Source organism: Streptomyces sp. NPDC004266, assembly GCF_042874095.1.
In the GTDB taxonomy this organism is placed as follows: Bacteria; Actinomycetota; Actinomycetes; order Streptomycetales; family Streptomycetaceae; genus Streptomyces.
In genome coordinates this window covers 172,569-188,190 of the sequence record NZ_JBIAMM010000013.1, presented here as the reverse complement: position 1 = coordinate 188,190, position 15,622 = coordinate 172,569, and the positions used below count along the sequence as shown (strand labels likewise).

At 73.3% G+C, this 15,622-nt stretch carries 14 protein-coding genes; 9 read left to right on the top strand and 5 right to left on the bottom strand.

All coding sequences use genetic code 11. The annotated features are described in order from the left end of the window. The first annotated feature begins 471 nt into the window (after positions 1–471). From ACFYUZ_RS28615 to ACFYUZ_RS28595, 5 genes are all read left to right on the top strand, one after another. On the top strand, positions 472–1,566 hold the full coding sequence (locus ACFYUZ_RS28615) for a chemotaxis protein (RefSeq protein WP_389313967.1): 1,095 nt from the start codon (positions 472–474) through the stop codon (positions 1,564–1,566). 37 nt (positions 1,567–1,603) lie between these two features. After that, a complete protein-coding gene (locus tag ACFYUZ_RS28610; RefSeq protein WP_389313965.1) occupies positions 1,604–2,245 on the top strand; it encodes a hypothetical protein in 642 nt (213 codons plus the stop codon). 158 nt (positions 2,246–2,403) lie between these two features. Beyond that, entirely contained in the window at positions 2,404–2,766 is a 363-nt protein-coding gene (locus ACFYUZ_RS28605; RefSeq protein WP_389313963.1) for a DUF1269 domain-containing protein, read from the top strand. A 295-nt stretch (positions 2,767–3,061) separates the two neighbouring features. Further along, positions 3,062–3,814, top strand: a complete 753-nt coding sequence (locus ACFYUZ_RS28600) for a hypothetical protein (RefSeq protein ID WP_389313961.1) — start codon at positions 3,062–3,064, stop codon at positions 3,812–3,814. Positions 3,815–3,840: 26 nt separating this feature from the next. Beyond that, complete coding sequence (locus tag ACFYUZ_RS28595) at positions 3,841–4,947, top strand: calcium:proton antiporter (protein WP_389313959.1); 1,107 nt, start codon at positions 3,841–3,843, stop codon at positions 4,945–4,947. On the opposite strand, the gene ACFYUZ_RS28590 is transcribed toward ACFYUZ_RS28595, so the two are convergent. After that, a complete protein-coding gene (locus tag ACFYUZ_RS28590; protein ID WP_389313957.1) occupies positions 4,937–7,342 on the bottom strand; it encodes a penicillin acylase family protein in 2,406 nt (801 codons plus the stop codon). The two genes, ACFYUZ_RS28595 and ACFYUZ_RS28590, sit on opposite strands and share 11 nt — an antisense overlap. A gap of 157 nt (positions 7,343–7,499) precedes the next feature. Here ACFYUZ_RS28590 and ACFYUZ_RS28585 point away from each other — a divergent pair, with 157 nt between their 5' ends. Then, the gene (locus tag ACFYUZ_RS28585) at positions 7,500–9,008 is read left to right on the top strand and encodes a fatty acyl-CoA synthetase (RefSeq protein WP_389313955.1); all 1,509 of its coding nucleotides are present in this window, start codon (positions 7,500–7,502) and stop codon (positions 9,006–9,008) included. 28 nt (positions 9,009–9,036) lie between these two features. Here the strand turns inward: ACFYUZ_RS28585 and ACFYUZ_RS28580 are convergent, their stop codons facing one another. Together ACFYUZ_RS28580 and paaK are read right to left on the bottom strand one after the other, a co-directional pair. Then, positions 9,037–9,417, bottom strand: coding sequence for a VOC family protein (locus tag ACFYUZ_RS28580; protein ID WP_389313953.1), 381 nt, complete (start codon positions 9,415–9,417; stop codon positions 9,037–9,039). A 24-nt stretch (positions 9,418–9,441) separates the two neighbouring features. Continuing rightward, entirely contained in the window at positions 9,442–10,728 is a 1,287-nt protein-coding gene (gene paaK / locus ACFYUZ_RS28575; RefSeq protein WP_389313951.1) for a phenylacetate--CoA ligase PaaK, read from the bottom strand. Positions 10,729–11,024: 296 nt separating this feature from the next. Here paaK and ACFYUZ_RS28570 point away from each other — a divergent pair, with 296 nt between their 5' ends. Both ACFYUZ_RS28570 and ACFYUZ_RS28565 read left to right on the top strand, forming a co-directional pair. Then, the gene (locus ACFYUZ_RS28570) at positions 11,025–12,446 is read left to right on the top strand and encodes a family 2B encapsulin nanocompartment shell protein (RefSeq protein WP_389313949.1); all 1,422 of its coding nucleotides are present in this window, start codon (positions 11,025–11,027) and stop codon (positions 12,444–12,446) included. 58 nt (positions 12,447–12,504) lie between these two features. Beyond that, the gene (locus ACFYUZ_RS28565; RefSeq protein ID WP_389313947.1) at positions 12,505–13,281 is read left to right on the top strand and encodes a GNAT family N-acetyltransferase; all 777 of its coding nucleotides are present in this window, start codon (positions 12,505–12,507) and stop codon (positions 13,279–13,281) included. Between the two features lie 22 nt (positions 13,282–13,303). Here the strand turns inward: ACFYUZ_RS28565 and ACFYUZ_RS28560 are convergent, their stop codons facing one another. Both ACFYUZ_RS28560 and ACFYUZ_RS28555 read right to left on the bottom strand, forming a co-directional pair. Continuing rightward, positions 13,304–13,981, bottom strand: coding sequence for a hypothetical protein (locus ACFYUZ_RS28560; protein ID WP_389313945.1), 678 nt, complete (start codon positions 13,979–13,981; stop codon positions 13,304–13,306). Positions 13,982–14,116: 135 nt separating this feature from the next. Beyond that, the gene (locus ACFYUZ_RS28555) at positions 14,117–14,467 is read right to left on the bottom strand and encodes an ArsR/SmtB family transcription factor (RefSeq protein ID WP_389313943.1); all 351 of its coding nucleotides are present in this window, start codon (positions 14,465–14,467) and stop codon (positions 14,117–14,119) included. A 146-nt stretch (positions 14,468–14,613) separates the two neighbouring features. Here ACFYUZ_RS28555 and ACFYUZ_RS28550 point away from each other — a divergent pair, with 146 nt between their 5' ends. Then, positions 14,614–15,618, top strand: coding sequence for a zinc-dependent alcohol dehydrogenase family protein (locus tag ACFYUZ_RS28550; RefSeq protein ID WP_389313941.1), 1,005 nt, complete (start codon positions 14,614–14,616; stop codon positions 15,616–15,618). Positions 15,619–15,622: the final 4 nt, after the last annotated feature.

Below are 15,622 nucleotides of genomic sequence, written 5' to 3'. Positions count from 1 at the left end.
GGCCCTGTTGTGGGGCGCGCCGGGCCCGGGGGGGGCGGGGGGGGGGGGGGCCGGGGGGGGGGGGGGGGGGGGGGGGGGCCCCCCCCCCCCCCCCCCCCCCCCCCCGGCGACGCCCCCTCTGGTCCTCCAGCGGCGGATCGCGTCCTGATCCGGTTCTTCAGCCGCCGGCCCCCCAGGAGCGGCCGGGCCCACCGTCGCCCGGTCGCGGCCACCGCACGCCGTCCGCGCGTGACGGGTGCGAGTGCCGTACCGGACCAGACCTCGGACGGCCACGGCCCCACCGACTCGCGGGGAGGCCCACTTCGAACGAACATGTCGAATGGTGGACCGAGCTTCGGCACGCCCGGACCCCGTGCACCCCTGCTCGCGCCGGCAGGCCTCGACGGCACCCCCTGGAGACCACGGATGTCCGAGCCGCAGCCGGGTGCCCCGTACGGCCCCGCCCCTTCCCGCCGACCGAAAGGCGCGTTCATGTACCCCGCCCTCAGCACCGCCGCGCTCGCCGAGCTGCGCCGGCCCCGCCCGTACCCCGCCGTGTCGCTCGTGATGCCGACCCACCGCCGCGAGCCGGACAACGCCCAGGACCCCGTACGGCTGCGCAACCTCCTGGCCCGGGTGGAGAAGGAGCTGCAGGACGACCCCGGCGTGACGCGGGAGCGGCGTGCGGACGTGCTGAGCCGGCTGGAGCGGGCGGTCGCCGAGGTCGACCTCGTCCACGCGGAGGACGGCCTGGTGATCCACGTGGCACCGGGCGAGCACCACGTGTGGACGGTGGCCCGGACCGTCCCCGAGCGGGTGGTCGTCGCCGACACCTTCCTCACGCGCAACCTCGTCGCCGCCCGGTCCGCCGAACGGCCCTACTGGGCCCTGACGGTGGCGGCGGACCGGATCTCCCTGTGGAACGGGGCACCGGAGCGGGCCGTCGAGCACACGGCGGACGGATTCCCGCTGACACGGAGCCTGGAGGACCCGGACGCCGAGCGCAAGGAACGCGTCGGGGACCTGCCGAGCACCTTCCAGGACGAGGACGCGCGCACCTTCTTCCGGGAGGCGCACGAGGCACTGCGGACCGTCCTCGCCTCCGAGCCCCGCCCGCTGTACGTGATCGGCGAGGCGCCCGCGGTCTCCCTCCTCGAAGAGACGGGACCGCTGCCGCGGGACACGGCGACCCTCCACCAGGGCGGTCTCGGACACGGGCCCGAGGAGGCCGTGCGAAAGGCGCTGGCACCGCTGCTCGCCGCCCACGAGGAGGCCGTGTCGACCACCGTGCTGGCCGAGCTGGACGCGGCACGGAGCCGCCGCGAGTACGCCGGCGGCCTCGACGAGGTGCACGAGGCCGCGAAGGAGGGCCGGATCCGTCTGCTCGCCGTCGAGGAGCACTACCGGACCGTCGTGCGCGACTACGGCGACCACCTCGAACCCGCGGACGCGTCCGACCTCGACTCCCGCGACGACATCGTGGACGAGATCGTCGAACAGGCCCTGGAGACGGGCGCCGAGGTGCGGTTCGTCCCCGACGACGCCCTGGCGGACGTGAGCCGCATCGCCGCCGCACTGCGCTACTGACGACGAGGCGGACCGCATGCCACCGGAAGGACCCACCATGAACACCCCATCGCACCGCGGGAGCCGGGCGGTCCGCGCCCGAGCGGCGAGCGCCGTCGCCGCCGTCGTCGTGACCGCGCTCGGCGCGGTCACCCTGGTGTCCTGCGGCTCGGACGGGAACGACGGCGGGACACCGGCGTTCAGCGAACGCCCCACGGCGCCCGACACCGCCTCCTTCTCCGGCGACCACCCCTCCTCCGTCGCCTCGGCGGCGAAGTCGCGGATCGCGTCCGCCCAGGCCTCGGCGTCGTCCGCGGCGGCCTCGGCCTCCGCGCAGGAGGCGTCCCGCCAGGCGTCGGTCGGCGCCGAGGCGGAACGCTCCCGGCAGGCGGCGGAGAACGCCCTGAAGGGCGTCGAGGGCAGCGGGAACGCCCTGAACGAGGTCGGGATGACCGGCAAGCCCCGGGCCGACACGAACGGCCTGCTCGCCGTCGTCGTCACCATCACCAACAAGACGAGCGCGAAGGCGTCCTATGCCGTCCAGGTCGACTTCCTCGACCCGTCGGGCAAGGTCGTCGAGACCCGGTTCGTCGGGGCCGAGGACCTCGCGCCCGGTGAGCGGCAGCAGCCCCTGGTCATCAGCCGACAGCCCCCCGAGCCGGTGCTCACGCCGCGACTCACCAAAGCGCAGAGGTACTGAGCAAGGACCACCGAATCTCCGAACTCGTCGTCATCGGCTACGACGACCACGCCGTCGCGGCCAAGGCCTTCAAGGCGGTTCGAGCCCTCCGCGACGACCACGTCGTCGAACTGAAGGGTCTCGCCGTCGTCAGGGTCGACGAGGACGGCGAGACCCATGTGGACACCCCCGCCAAACGCGAGGAGATCGCCATCTCGGCCACGGCCGGCGCGCTCTGGGGAATGGTCCTCGGCATCCTCGTCCTCACCCCGGGCATCGGGGTGGTGGGCGCGGCCCTCGGAGGCCTCATCGGCAAGCTCACGCAGATGGGCGTCGACAACGGCTTCCGGAAGAAGGTGAGCGACCTCCTCGAGCCCGGTTCGGCGGCCGTCGTGATCATGGCCTCCAAGATCACCGAGGACCGGTTCGCCGCGGCCATGGAGCCCTTCGGCGGAACCGTCCTCAAGACCTCCCTCCCGGAGGAGAGCGAGCGGGAGCTCGCCGAACAGCTCGCCGGTCCCGACCCTGAGACGACGGGCTGACTCCGGCGCCGAAGCGTCTTCGGGAACGCGGTCGACCTCCACGGGCTGCCGACTCCCTCGAAGGGGAGTCGGCAGCCCGTGCGCGTCAGGACCCGCGTCGGCCGGCCCGGAAGCCGACCGCGTCAGCCGACCGCGTCGCGGATCGGCGGCCGTGAGGACGACACCGGGTTCGAGCGCGACGGCGTCGCTGCCGCTGTCCCCCCGCCGGCCGGGCGAGGCGCGTCTCCTCTGCGTGCGGGCTCTTCCTCGCGTGCGTCGGGTGAGGGTGCGATGGATCGTCAGTTCGAGGAGGCGCGTGGAACAGCGGGTGCGGGTGCACAAGGTCCGGCTCGGCGGCGGCGAGGTCCGGGTCGTCCGGCCGGAGCCGGCCCCGGCGCGGCTCGCCCTGCGCGACGACGGCCACTGGCTGTCGATGTACGCCGACCGGGACGGTGCCGAGCGCCTCACCGCGCTGTGGGCGCTGGCCGCCCGCTCGGCCCGGTCCCTGGTCCACCTCCCGGTCCGGGCCAATCCGGCACCCCACGGGGCCGTGGGGGAGGGCGAGCCGGTCGCGCTCGACCTGGTCCTGGCCCACCACAGCCTGCAGTTTCCCACCGCCGCGTGGAAGCGGGTCCGGGCCAGGCTCGGTGCCGGCAGCCCGCACACGGCCTCCACCCCGGACCGTGACTTCCCCGAGGCGGGCGCCATCGACCACGACCGCAGGCACCACCCCACGTACCGGGACCACCTCGGCTTCGACATCGCCGCCCACACCCTCTTCCTGGTGGGCAGCGCCACCGCGTTCCGCGAGCACGGCACGGCGCTCCGCGGCCTCGTCGACGAGGCCCCGTCCCACTGGCACCGCCACCCGGGAGCCGGGCACTTCTGCGTGGAGTTCAGCTCCGGCCCGTGGGCCCGGCCCCGGACCCGCCGACACGTGCCGGGCGTCCTGCACATCGAGTACTGCGAGGACTGGCCGGTCCGACTCGGTGCTCCGGCGCCGGGAGCAGCCGGGACGCCTCCGGGAACGGCCCCCCCGGTCCCGGCGGCTGCACGAAACAGGCGATGAGTCCCTCTTGTGGCAATATGCGGATCATGAGTTCGACTGTGACGGCAAGGGCACGACAGTGGACCACCTGGGGGCCGGTGGTGGCGGCGCTTGTGCTCGGCCTCGCCTGGGGGCGCGACCTCCCCGGCTTCGCGGTGGCGATCGTCGTCGTCTGTCTCTTCGCCGCGGTGCTCTCGGCCGTCCATCACGCCGAGGTCATCGCCCACCGCATCGGCGAGCCCTTCGGCTCCCTCGTCCTCGCCGTGGCCGTCACCGTCATCGAGGTCGGACTGATCGTCATGCTGATGACCGGAGGCGGCGACAAGGCGACGAGCTACGCCCGGGACACGGTCTTCGCCGCCGTCATGATCACCTGCAACGGCATCGTCGGCCTCTCCCTGCTCGTGGGCGCGCTGCGCAACCGGGTCGCCGTCTTCAACGCGGAGGGTTCCGGCGGCGAGCTCGCCATCGTCTGCACGCTCGCGACCATGACGCTGGTCCTGCCGACCTTCACGACGAGCCACCCGGGGCCCGAGTTCTCCGCCGCGCAGCTCGCCTTCGCCGCCGTCTCCTCGCTCCTCCTCTACGGGGTGTTCGTCACGGTCCAGACGGTCCGGCACCGTGACTACTTCCTGCCCGTGCCGCGACCGGACCGGGGGATCCCGGAGTCGGAGGACGAGCACGCCGCCCCGCCGACCGCCCGCGACGCCTGGTTCAGCCTCGGCCTGCTCGTGGTCGCGCTCGTCGCCGTCGTCGGCAACGCCAAGCTCGTCTCTCCCACCATCGAGGACGCCGTCGCCTCCGCGGGCCTGCCCAAGGCGGTCGTCGGCGTCGTCATCGCCCTCATGGTGCTGCTGCCCGAGACCCTCGCCGCCGTGCGCGCCGCGAGCCGGGACCGCATGCAGACCAGCATGAACCTGGCGTACGGCTCGGCCATCGCCAGCATCGGCCTGACGATCCCGTCGATCGCGCTCGCCTCGATCTGGCTGGAGGGGCCCCTGATCCTCGGTCTGGGGCCCCTCCACATGGTGCTGCTCGTGCTCACGGCCGTGGTGAGCGCCCTGACCGTGGTGCCCGGGCGCGCCACCCTCCTCCAGGGCAGCGTCCATCTCTCGATCTTCGCCGCCTTCGTGTTCCTGTCGTTCAGCCCCTGACCACGACCACCTTCAGGCCGGGCGAGCGCAGGATGTCCTTCTCGCAGAACCGGGAGGTCACCCAGCGCTCGCCCGCGAACAGCCGGGTCTGGTCGCTGTAGTGCGGGGACGCCGGGTTCGACGACTGGGAGTAGGAGAGCAGCGTGCGGGCCACCGGGCACCGGCCGCCGTCCCAGCCCACGGCCTGCACGTGGCTGGTGCCGTGCGCGACCTCCACGTAGCCGCCGCCCGCCGCGTTCCACACGGGCTCGGCCTTGTTCCAGACGCCCAGCGACTCGGTCCCGCCGCTCACCGGGATCCGCTCCCCGTTCCGTACGACGAACTGGTGGGCACCGAGCGGCGCGTCCAGCGCGATGCCCGCGGCCCGCAGCTCCGCCGCCGCGTCGGCGAGGGCCTTCGCGAACTCCGGCACCCCGGTGTTCAGGGTGTTCGGGGTGCGGACCGGGTCGGCCGCCGAGAACGGCACCTTCCACTGGTCGGCCGGCCTCACCGTGCCCGTGAACCTCCGCCAGAACCGGTCGAAGAGCAGCGCGCCCCGGCTGCCGGTGTCCGTCGTCCGGTCCCAGGCCCCGATCACCCGGCAGACCTCCGGGTCCTCCGGCAGCGCCGACGCGCACGCCCGGGCCACGTCGCCGGCCGCCATGTCACCGGCCGGCGCCCGGTTCGCGAACTGCTGGCGCTGGAGGTCGGCCACCGTGAGCCGGCCACCGTCCGCCATCGCCGCCACGTCCTCGATCCCGCCCCGGGTGCGCAGCGAGCGCGGCGTCGCCACCGTGCCGAAGATCCGCTCGTAACCGGTCAGCGGCCGGTCGGCGTTGGCCAGCCAGGCGCTGTCGTTGGAGTTCTCCACGTACGGGGCGTCCCGCAGGACCGGCATCCGCGCCGGGCCGAAGACGCCCGGCTGCACCGCGTCCGGGTCGGAACCGAGCGCGCAGTCCGACCGCGAGCCGTCGAGCACGGCGACCCCCGAGGCCGGGTAGGTGGCCCGGCCGAGCGGGGTGGAGCAGCGCGCGGCGAGTTCGTCGGTGATCCGGGGGAGCACCTGGGACTGGGTGAAGAGGGAGTGCCCCGCCGAGTCCGCCGCGATCGTGTTGACCCAGGGCAGGCCCTGCGTGCGCTCCAGGACGTCGAGGACGTCCTGCGTGGAGCGGGCCCTGCCGAAGCCGAGCGCGGTGTCGGAGCCCCGCAGGTTGAGCGCGTTGGGGTCGTTCAGCGCGTACGCCGTGGTCGCGGTCCACGGCAGCGGCAGCTGCGCCCCGAGGCCGCCGACGACCGGCCCGTACCGGGTCCACCACTGGGTGCGGGTGATGGGCGCGCCGTCCTTCACGGCCACGGTCACCGGGCGCGGGGTCATCCGTTCCGGCTTCCCGTCCACCAGGTAGGAGGTCGGGTCGCCGGGCGCGAGCGTCAGCTGGTGCAGGTTGACCGGCACCCCGGTGGCGACCGTGTGGCTCCAGGCGACCTTGTCGTTGAAGCCGATGTTGACGACGGCCGTGCCCAGGAGCGAGGCGCCGGAGACGTTCAGCTCGCCCGGGATGGTCTGCTGCGACTGCCAGAACCGGCGGCCGCCCTGCCAGGGGTAGTGCGGGTTCCCCAGGAGCAGTCCGCGCCCGTTCGCCGTCGTGGCCCCGGAGAACGCGACGGCGTTGGAGCCCATGGTGGCGTTCTCGGGAGCGAACAGCGCGCGTGCCGCCTCGGCGGCCTCGTCCGGATCGGGGACGGCGCCGGAGCCGGCGGCGGTGGGTCCGGCCGCGGGGGCGGAGGCCGGCGGCCGGGCGGCCGTGATGCCGTCCACGGCCCTGCCCTGTCCGCCGAGCACCGAGACGGCGAAGCCGCGCCGGGCCACGTCGAGCGCGGTCACCGGACGGACCCAGTCGGCGCCCGCGCAGGCCGGATCGGTGACGCGGTTCTTCCGCAGCCAGGCGTTGTAGCCGGCCGCCCAGCCGCGCATCAGTTCCTTCAGGTCCCGGCTCGGCCCGGCCGGCGCCGAGGTGTCGAGCAGGCCCTCCACCGTCCCCGCGTCCCTCACGCCGCGGAAGTACAGGTCGCTGGAGAGGTTCGTGGTGGCGGAGGAGAGCGAGCCGTCGGGGGCGGCGTCCGGGCCGAAGTACCGGGAGCGTTCCCCGTTCACGGTCAGGAAGCCGTCCGCGAGCACGCAGACCTGGTCGGCGGCCTGGGCCCAGCCCGTGCCGAACCCGAGGTTCGCGTAGTCCTTCGCCACGATGTGCGGGATGCCGTACTCGGTGTAGCGGATGACGGCCGACAGGCCCCGGTCGGCGGGGTGACGGTCCCGGCCGCCGGAGTCGGCGGCCGCCGCGCCGGGCAGCGGGGCCGTGACGACGGCGAGGGCCGCGCCGGTGAGCGCCAGGTGTTTCAGACGGGTACGGAGGTGCAAGATGCCTCCCAACGGGCTGACGGGCACTACGGGTCGGACCATGCACGCAGCTGCCCGCCCCCTTGTCAACATCCCGTTCGGTATCCGAGGTCCGGGCGGACACGGCTTCCCCGCGCGGTACTTGACCTTCCGTACGCTCCGCGCCGAGGATCACCGCATGGACCGACTCCTCAGCCACACCGTCGACGGTCACCTGCGCGCGAGCGCCCGGCGCGTGCCCGACCGGATCGCCGTGCGGTACGCCGACCGGACCTGGACGTACGCGGAGCTGGACGCGGCCGTCTCCACGGCCGCCGCCGTCCTGCGCGAGCCGGAGCACGGGATCGCCCTGCCGGAGTACGCCCGCGTCGCCACGTACGGCCACAACTCGGACGCCTACCTCGTCGCGTTCCTCGCCTGCGCCCGGGCCGGCCTGATCCACGTGCCGGTCAACCACCACCTGACCGGCGAGGACCTGGCGTACGTCCTGGAGCAGTCGGACAGCTCGCTCGTGCTCGCCGACCCCGCCCTCGCCGACCGGATCCCCGACGGCTTCGCGGTCAAGGCCCTGCGGGACGCGCCCGGTTCACTGCTCGACGCGCTCGCCGAACCGGGGGAGCACCTCACCGACCGCGACGCCCGCGACCTCGCCCAGCTGCTCTACACCTCGGGCACCACCGCGCTCCCCAAGGGCGCGATGATGACCCACCTCGCCCTCTCCCACGAGTACGCGAGCGCGATCGAGGCCCTCGACCTGAGCGAGGACGACCGGCCGGTGCACGCGCTGCCGCTCTACCACTCGGCGCAGATGCACGTCTTCCTGCTGCCCTACCTCGCCGTCGGCGCCGAGAACACGATCGTCGACGGACCCGACCCGGACGTCCTGTTCGACCTGATCGAGGCGGGCCGCGCCGACAGCCTCTTCGCCCCGCCGACCGTCTGGATCGGCCTCGCCAACCACCCCGACTTCGCCGCCCGCGACCTCTCGGCCCTGCGCAAGGCCTACTACGGGGCCTCGATCATGCCCGTGCCCGTCCTGGAGCGGCTGCGCGCCCGGCTTCCGGAGCTCGCCTTCTACAACTGCTTCGGCCAGTCGGAGATCGGCCCCCTGGCCACGGTCCTCGGCCCCGACGAGCACGAGGGCCGGATGGACTCCTGCGGCCGTCCCGTGCGCCACGTCGAGGCCCGCGTCGTCGGCGAGGACGGCGAGGACGTCCCCGACGGCACCCCCGGGGAGATCGTCTACCGGTCCCCGCAGCTGTGCGACGGCTACTGGCGCAAGCCAGACGAGACCGAGGAGGCCTTCAGGGGCGGCTGGTTCCACTCGGGGGACCTCGCGGTCCGCGACGCCGAGGGCTACCTCACGATCGTCGACCGGGTGAAGGACGTCATCAACTCCGGAGGCGTGCTCGTCGCCTCCCGCCAGGTGGAGGACGCGCTCTACACCCATCCCGCGGTCGCCGAGGTGGCCGTCGTCGGCCTCCCCGACGAGCGGTGGATCGAGGCGGTCACGGCCGTCGTCGTCCCGCGCGGGGAGGTCACCGAGGCCGAACTCCTCGACCACGCCCGCGAGAAGCTCGCCCACTTCAAGGCGCCGAAGCGCGTCCTCCTCGTGGACGCGCTTCCCCGCAACGCCAGCGGCAAGATCCTCAAGCGGGAGCTGAGGGACCGCTTCGGCGCCGCGTGACGCCGTGACGCGGCGGGCGCCGCGGGTCTCAGCCCTCGCGCTCCTCCATCACGCAGAGAATGTTGCCCTCGCTGTCCTTGAACCAGGCGCCCCGCATGGTGTCCGACTCGACGACGCCGTCGACCGTCTTGATCCCGGGCAGGTCGTACTCCTCGAAGGTGACGCCCCTGGAGCGCAGCTCCTTCATCTCGCCGTCGAGGTCGTCGACCTTCCAGCTCGCCAGCGTGTGACCGGCCTGGCCGCCGTACGGCGTCTCGTAGAGGCCGATGATCGTGCCGCCGCACTCGTACCTGGTGTCCTCCGGGGACTCCTTCGTGAGGGAGAGACCGAGGGTCTCCGAGTAGAACTGCTTGGCCCGGTTCATGTCATTGACCGGAATGATCGCGGCTATGGGGGAGTCCGACAGCATCGCAACCACCTCCTTCCCCCCAGGCTACGCGCCCCGGAGGTCCACGATCCGTTTGATCTTGCCCACCGAGCGCTCCAGCGTCTCCGGGTCGACCACCTCCACGTCCACGGAGACCCCGACCCCGTCCTTCACCGCCGCGGCGATCGCCCGGGCCGCCGCCTCGCGCTCCCGGGGCGTCGCGTCCGGGCGGGCCTCGGCCCGCACGGCCAGGGCGTCGAGCCGGCCCTCCCGGGTCAGCCGCAGCTGGAAGTGCGGGGCCACGCCCGGGGTGCGGAGCACGATCTCCTCGATCTGGGTGGGGAAGAGGTTCACCCCCCGCAGGATGATCATGTCGTCGCTGCGCCCGGTGACCTTCTCCATCCGGCGGAACACCCGCGCGGTCCCCGGCAGGAGACGGGTGAGGTCACGGGTGCGGTAGCGGATCACCGGCATGGCCTCCTTGGTGAGCGAGGTGAAGACCAGCTCGCCCTCCTCCCCGTCGGGCAGCACCTCGCCGGTGAACGGGTCCACGATCTCCGGGTAGAAGTGGTCCTCCCAGATGTGCAGACCGTCCTTGGTCTCCACGCACTCCTGCGCCACGCCGGGGCCGATCACCTCCGACAGGCCGTAGATGTCGACCGCGTCGATCGCGAACCGCTCCTCGATCTCCTTGCGCATCTCCTCCGTCCACGGCTCCGCGCCGAAGACGCCGACCTTCAGCGAGGTGGAGCGCGGGTCCACGCCCTGCCGCTCGAACTCGTCGAGCAGCGTCAGCATGTACGAGGGGGTCACCATGATGATCTCGGGCCGGAAGTCCTGGATGAGCTGCACCTGCCGGGCCGTCATGCCGCCGGACGCCGGGATCACCGTGCACCCGAGTCGCTCCGCACCGTAGTGGGCGCCGAGACCGCCGGTGAACAGGCCGTATCCGTAGGCCACATGGACCTTGTGCCCGGGGCGCGCCCCGGCCGCGCGCAGGGAGCGGGCCACCACGTCGGCCCACATGTCCAGGTCGGCCTGGGTGTAGCCGACGACGGTCGGCCGGCCGGTGGTGCCGCTGGAGGCGTGGATCCGCCGGATCCGGGACTGGTCGACGGCGAACATGCCGAAGGGGTAGTGCTCGCGCAGGTCCGACTTGGCGGTGAACGGGAAGCGGGCCAGGTCCGCGAGCGTACGGCAGTCGTCCGGGGTCAGTCCGGCCGCGTCGAAGGAGCGACGGTAGAAGTCCACGTTCTCGTACGCGTGCCGCAGGGTCGTGCGCAGCCGCTCCAGCTGGAGGGCCGCGAGCTCCTCGCGCCCGAGCCGTTCGCCGCTGTCCAGCAGTTCCGTCATGCGCCACTCCTCCGCCGTCGTAAAACGGACAACCGATCATTCGGTTGATCCGTTCGGGGTCAGTAAAACCGGAGGCCCCCGGGGCTTGGCAAGGGGCCGGGAGGACTTTTCCCGCCAGGTGGCCGTCGGGCGACCGTCCGGACGGCGGAGCGTGCACGGCGCTCGCGGGGCGGCCGCCCCCACCCGGCGCTCCCACCCGTTCGCGCCGCACCCGGATGACGTACACCACCGTGCGTTACATCTGGACGCGGAGAGTGACGTACGAGAGTCCGCGAACGCCAGAAAGCGAGTCACCCATGTCGGTCGACACCGAGCCGGCGGCCACCCCGCCCGCCATCGAGCTCCGCCAGGTGCAGCTCAGCCTCAGCACCGCCGCCGCCCGCAACCTCGCCACCACCACCAAGTCCGAACCCCAGATGCAGGGCATCAGCTCCCGCTGGCTGCTCCGCAAGCTCCCCTGGGTCCACACCCCCGGCGGCGTCTACCGGGTCAACCGGCGCCTTTCGTACGTGGTCGGCGACGGCCGCGTCACCTTCGTCAAGAGCGGCTCCAGGGTCGAGGTCATCCCCGCCGAGCTGGCCGAACTCCCGCTGCTGCGCGGCTTCGACGACCCCGCCGCGCTCGGCGCCCTCGCCGAACGCTTCGTCCAGCAGGAGTACGCGCCCGGCCAGGTCATCGTGAACGCCGGCAGCCCGGCCGACCACGTCCACCTCGTCGCCCACGGCAAGATCGAGAAGCTCGGCACCGGACAGTACGGCGACGAGACCCTCCTCGGCCTGCTCGGCGACGGCGACACCTTCGGCGGCCAGGTGCTCGCCGGGGACGGGACGTGGGACTTCACCGCCAAGGCCGCTACCGCCGTCACCCTCCTCGCCCTGCCCCGCACCGCCTACCTGGCCGTCGCCGAGGAGTACGAGAACCTCCGCGACCACGTCCGGGGCGCCGGGTCGAACGGCCACCGCCGCCCCACCAACCGGGTCGGCGAGGCGGCCATCGAGCTCAGCGCCGGCCACGTCGGCGAGGCCGCGCTGCCCGGCGCGTACGCGGACTACGAACTCAAGCCGCGCGAGTACGAACTCAGCGTCGCCCAGACCGTCCTGAAGGTGCACACCCGCGTCGCCGACCTCTACAACCAGCCGATGAACCAGACGGAGCAGCAGCTCCGCCTGACCGTCCAGGAGCTCCGCGAGCGCCAGGAGCACGAGCTCGTCAACAACCCCGAGTTCGGGCTGCTCCACAACACCGACTTCGACCAGCGCATCCAGACCCACTCGGGCCCGCCGACCCCCGACGACCTCGACGACCTGCTCAGCATGCGCCGCGACACCGACTACCTCTTCGCCCACCCCCGGGCCATCGCCGCCTTCGGCAAGGAGTGCAACAAGCGCGGTCTCGTGCTCGGCACCGTCGACGTCGAGGGACGCCACATGCCGGCCTGGCGCGGGGTCCCCCTCCTCCCCTGCGGGAAGATCCCGGTCACCGACCGGCAGAGCTCCTCGATCATCGCCGTCCGCACCGGCGAGAACAACGAGGGCGTCATCGGCCTCCACCAGACCGGCCTGCCCGACGAGATCGAGCCCGGCCTCAACTGCCGCTTCATGGGCATCGACGAGAAGGCGATCATCTCCTACCTGGTCTCCACCTACTACTCCGCCGCGATCCTCGTGCCGGACGCGGTCGGCATCCTGGAGAACGTCGAGGTGCGTCCGCGCGCCTGACCGCCGGCCGGGCAAAACCCGTTGCCCGGACCCGGACGCCGGTGCTGGAGTGGCCGCCATGGAACCCCAGCACCTGCGTGACCTCCACGACCTCCAGCTGCGCCGCGAGGCCCGCCCCGACGGGCCCGGCTGCCGCGTCGAGCGCGTCGGCGACGTCGTCCGCCAGACCGGCCCCGCGCACGCGTGGAACGGCGTCCTGTGGTCCGGAACCGACGCGCGGGGCGCCGACGGCGCCATCGCCGCGCAGATCGAGCACTACCGCGCCGCCGGCCTGTCCTTCGAGTGGAAGCTGTACGCGCACGACACCCCCGCAGACCTCGGCGAGCGGCTCCGCGCGGCCGGCTTCACCCCCGAGGAGCCGGAGACCCTGATGGCCGCCGAGGCCGCGGACCTGCCCCGGGAGGTCCCGCTGCCCGAGGGCGTCGAGATCCGCGCGGTCACCGACGAGGCCGGGGTCCGCCAGGTCGTCGAGGTCCACGAGCGCGCCTTCGGCACCGACAGCTCCGACCTCGGCCGCCGGCTCCTGGACCGGCTCGCGGCCGACCCCGACACGGTCACCGCCGTCGTCGCCCTCGCCGCGGGGGAACCCGTGAGCGCCGCCCGTCTGGAGCTGTACCCCGGCACGGACTTCGCGGGCCTCTGGGGCGGCGGCACCGTCGAGGGCTGGCGCGGCCGAGGCCTCTACCGCGCCCTCGTCGCCCACCGCGCCCGCATCGCCGCCGACCGGGGCCACCGCTACGTCCAGGTCGACGCGGCGGACACCAGCCGCCCGATCCTCCGGCGCCTCGGTTTCCTGACGCTGACGACCACGACGCCGTACCTGTACGAGGTCTAGGGCCTGTCTTTCGGATCAGGCCCTAGGACCCACCCGCTCCTGGTGGCGCCCCCAGCCACGGGGAGAACTGCTCGGCGACCAGGGACGCCACGGCCGCCGCGTCCCGCGTCCCGTCGACCTCGATCACGCGGACGCCCAGGCGCCGGGCGGCGCGCACCGCGTCCTCGGCGACCAGGCGGTCGCGGGCGATCCGGTTGGCCTGGGCGCGCGCCGGGTCGCCGACCGGCACGCCCAGGGCGCCCGCGCGCGGCAGGGTGCGGATCTGGTGCTGCCGGAAGTCCTCCGTGGGCACGAGGACCACCATGCGCCGGACCGAGTCGACCAGCGGAGCGACCAGCTCGGGCCGCAGCCCCCATCCCTCGGCGATCGCCGGCCGGCCGGTCGACAGGGCGCGCAGGTCGTCCAGGACCCACTCGAACCGCAGGGGGAAACCGGCGAGCGTCTCGGCCGCCATCTCCTCCGGGCTCCGTTCCGTCCAGACCCGCTCGGGCCCCGGGTCCGCCACCGGCTCGCCCCTCACCGCCCGCCGCGCGATCCGGCGGTCCTGATGGCCCCTGGCGTCGTGGTAGTCGTAGTGATACACCGTCAGACCGAAGTCACGCGACAGGAGTTCGGACACGGTCGTCTTGCCGGCCCACTGCGCGCCGCCGACCCACAGCATCCGGCGCAGACTGCCGTGCGGATCCCAGACCTCTGCCATGAACGTCCTCCCGTGAGGGGCGGCGCGGACGGCCGTCCGGGAGCGAGTCTCCCGGTTCGCGGGCGGAAAATGCAGTCTTGTCTTCGGGGTGCGTCCGGCGGAAGGTGGAAGGAGGGGGCGGTGCGTCCCGGCGGGCTAGGTGGAGGCGTCGCCCTCGTGCGCGGCCACCACGGCTCGCAGGAGCCCTGGGAAGCGCTCCTCGAACTCCTCGCGGCGCAGGGCGTTCATGCGGGAGGTCCCCGCGTAGTGCTGGCGGATGAGGCCGGCCTCGCGCAGGACGTGGAAGTGGTGGGTGGCCGTGGACTTGCCGACCGGCAGGTCGATGGCCCCGCAGGCCAGGTCCTCGCGCGCCGCGTACAGCTCGACGACGATCCGGCGCCTGACGGGGTCGACCAGGGCCTCCAGGACCTGCTGCAGGCCGATCTCGTGCATGTCGGGGTGGGGTGGGACGCGGCCCGGCCGGCCGGTGCCCGTCGCTGCTCTCATCGTGTCGACCTCCGTGAGCATCGTACGACAGGCGTCAAAGTTTCATGAGCGTCAAAGTTTGACAGTGGCCGAACCTTGCGCTTGGCTGGGGCGCGGCGGCGGAGCGGCCCGCGCGCCGCCGTCACCGAGCGGGGAGGGGAAGTCCGATGAGCAAGGCCAGGACGGTGCGGTTCCACGAGTACGGCGGTCCGGAGGTGCTCCGCCTGGAGGACGTGGAGGTGGGCGAACCGGGCCCCGGCGAAGTCCTCCTCCGGGTGGAGGCCATCGGCCTCAACCGCGCCGAGGCCCTCTTCCGCGGCGGCCACTACATCGAACCGGCCCGGCGCTTCCCCGCCCGCATCGGCCTGGAGGCGGCGGGTGTCGTCGAGACCCTCGGCGAGGGGGTGGGCGGGCTCGCGGCCGGACAGGCGGTCAGCGTCGTGCCCTCGTTCTCGATGAACGACCACGGCGTCTACGCCGAACGCGCGATCGTCCCGGCGTCCTCCCTCGTCCCCCGCCCCGAGGGCCTCGGCCCCGTCGAGGGCGCCGCCGTGTGGATGCCGTACGTCACGGCGTACGGCGGCCTCGTGGAGGTCGGCGGGATGCGCGCGGGGGACACCGTCGTCCTGACCGGGGCCTCCAGCAGCGTCGGCCTCGCCGCGATCAGGACCGCGCACCGGATCGGGGCCACGCCCCTCGTCACCACCCGCACCCGGGCCAAGAAGGACGCCCTGCTCAAGGCGGGAGCGGCCGAGGTGATCGTCACCGACGAGGAGGACGTCGCCGAGCGCGTGCGGGACCTCACGGGCGGGCGCGGCGCCGACCTCGTCTTCGACGCGGTCGCGGGCCCCGGCCTCACCGACCTCGTCAGGTCCGTCGCCCCCGGCGGCACCGTGCTGCTCTACGGAGCGGTGAGCGGCCTCCCGACCCCGTACCCCGGCTTCGACCTCGGGATGCCCGCCGTCTCCCTGCGGACCTACACGATGCCGGAGACGACCAGGGACCCGGAGCGGCTGCGGCGGGCCCGCGCCTTCGTCGAGTCGGGACTGCGCACCGGCTTCTTCGAGCCGGCCGTCGACCGCACCTTCACCCTCGACGAGATCGTCGCGGCGCACCGCGCCATGGAGGCCGGCCACCAGGTGGGCAAGATCGTCGTGACCGTGCCCCACTAGGGCC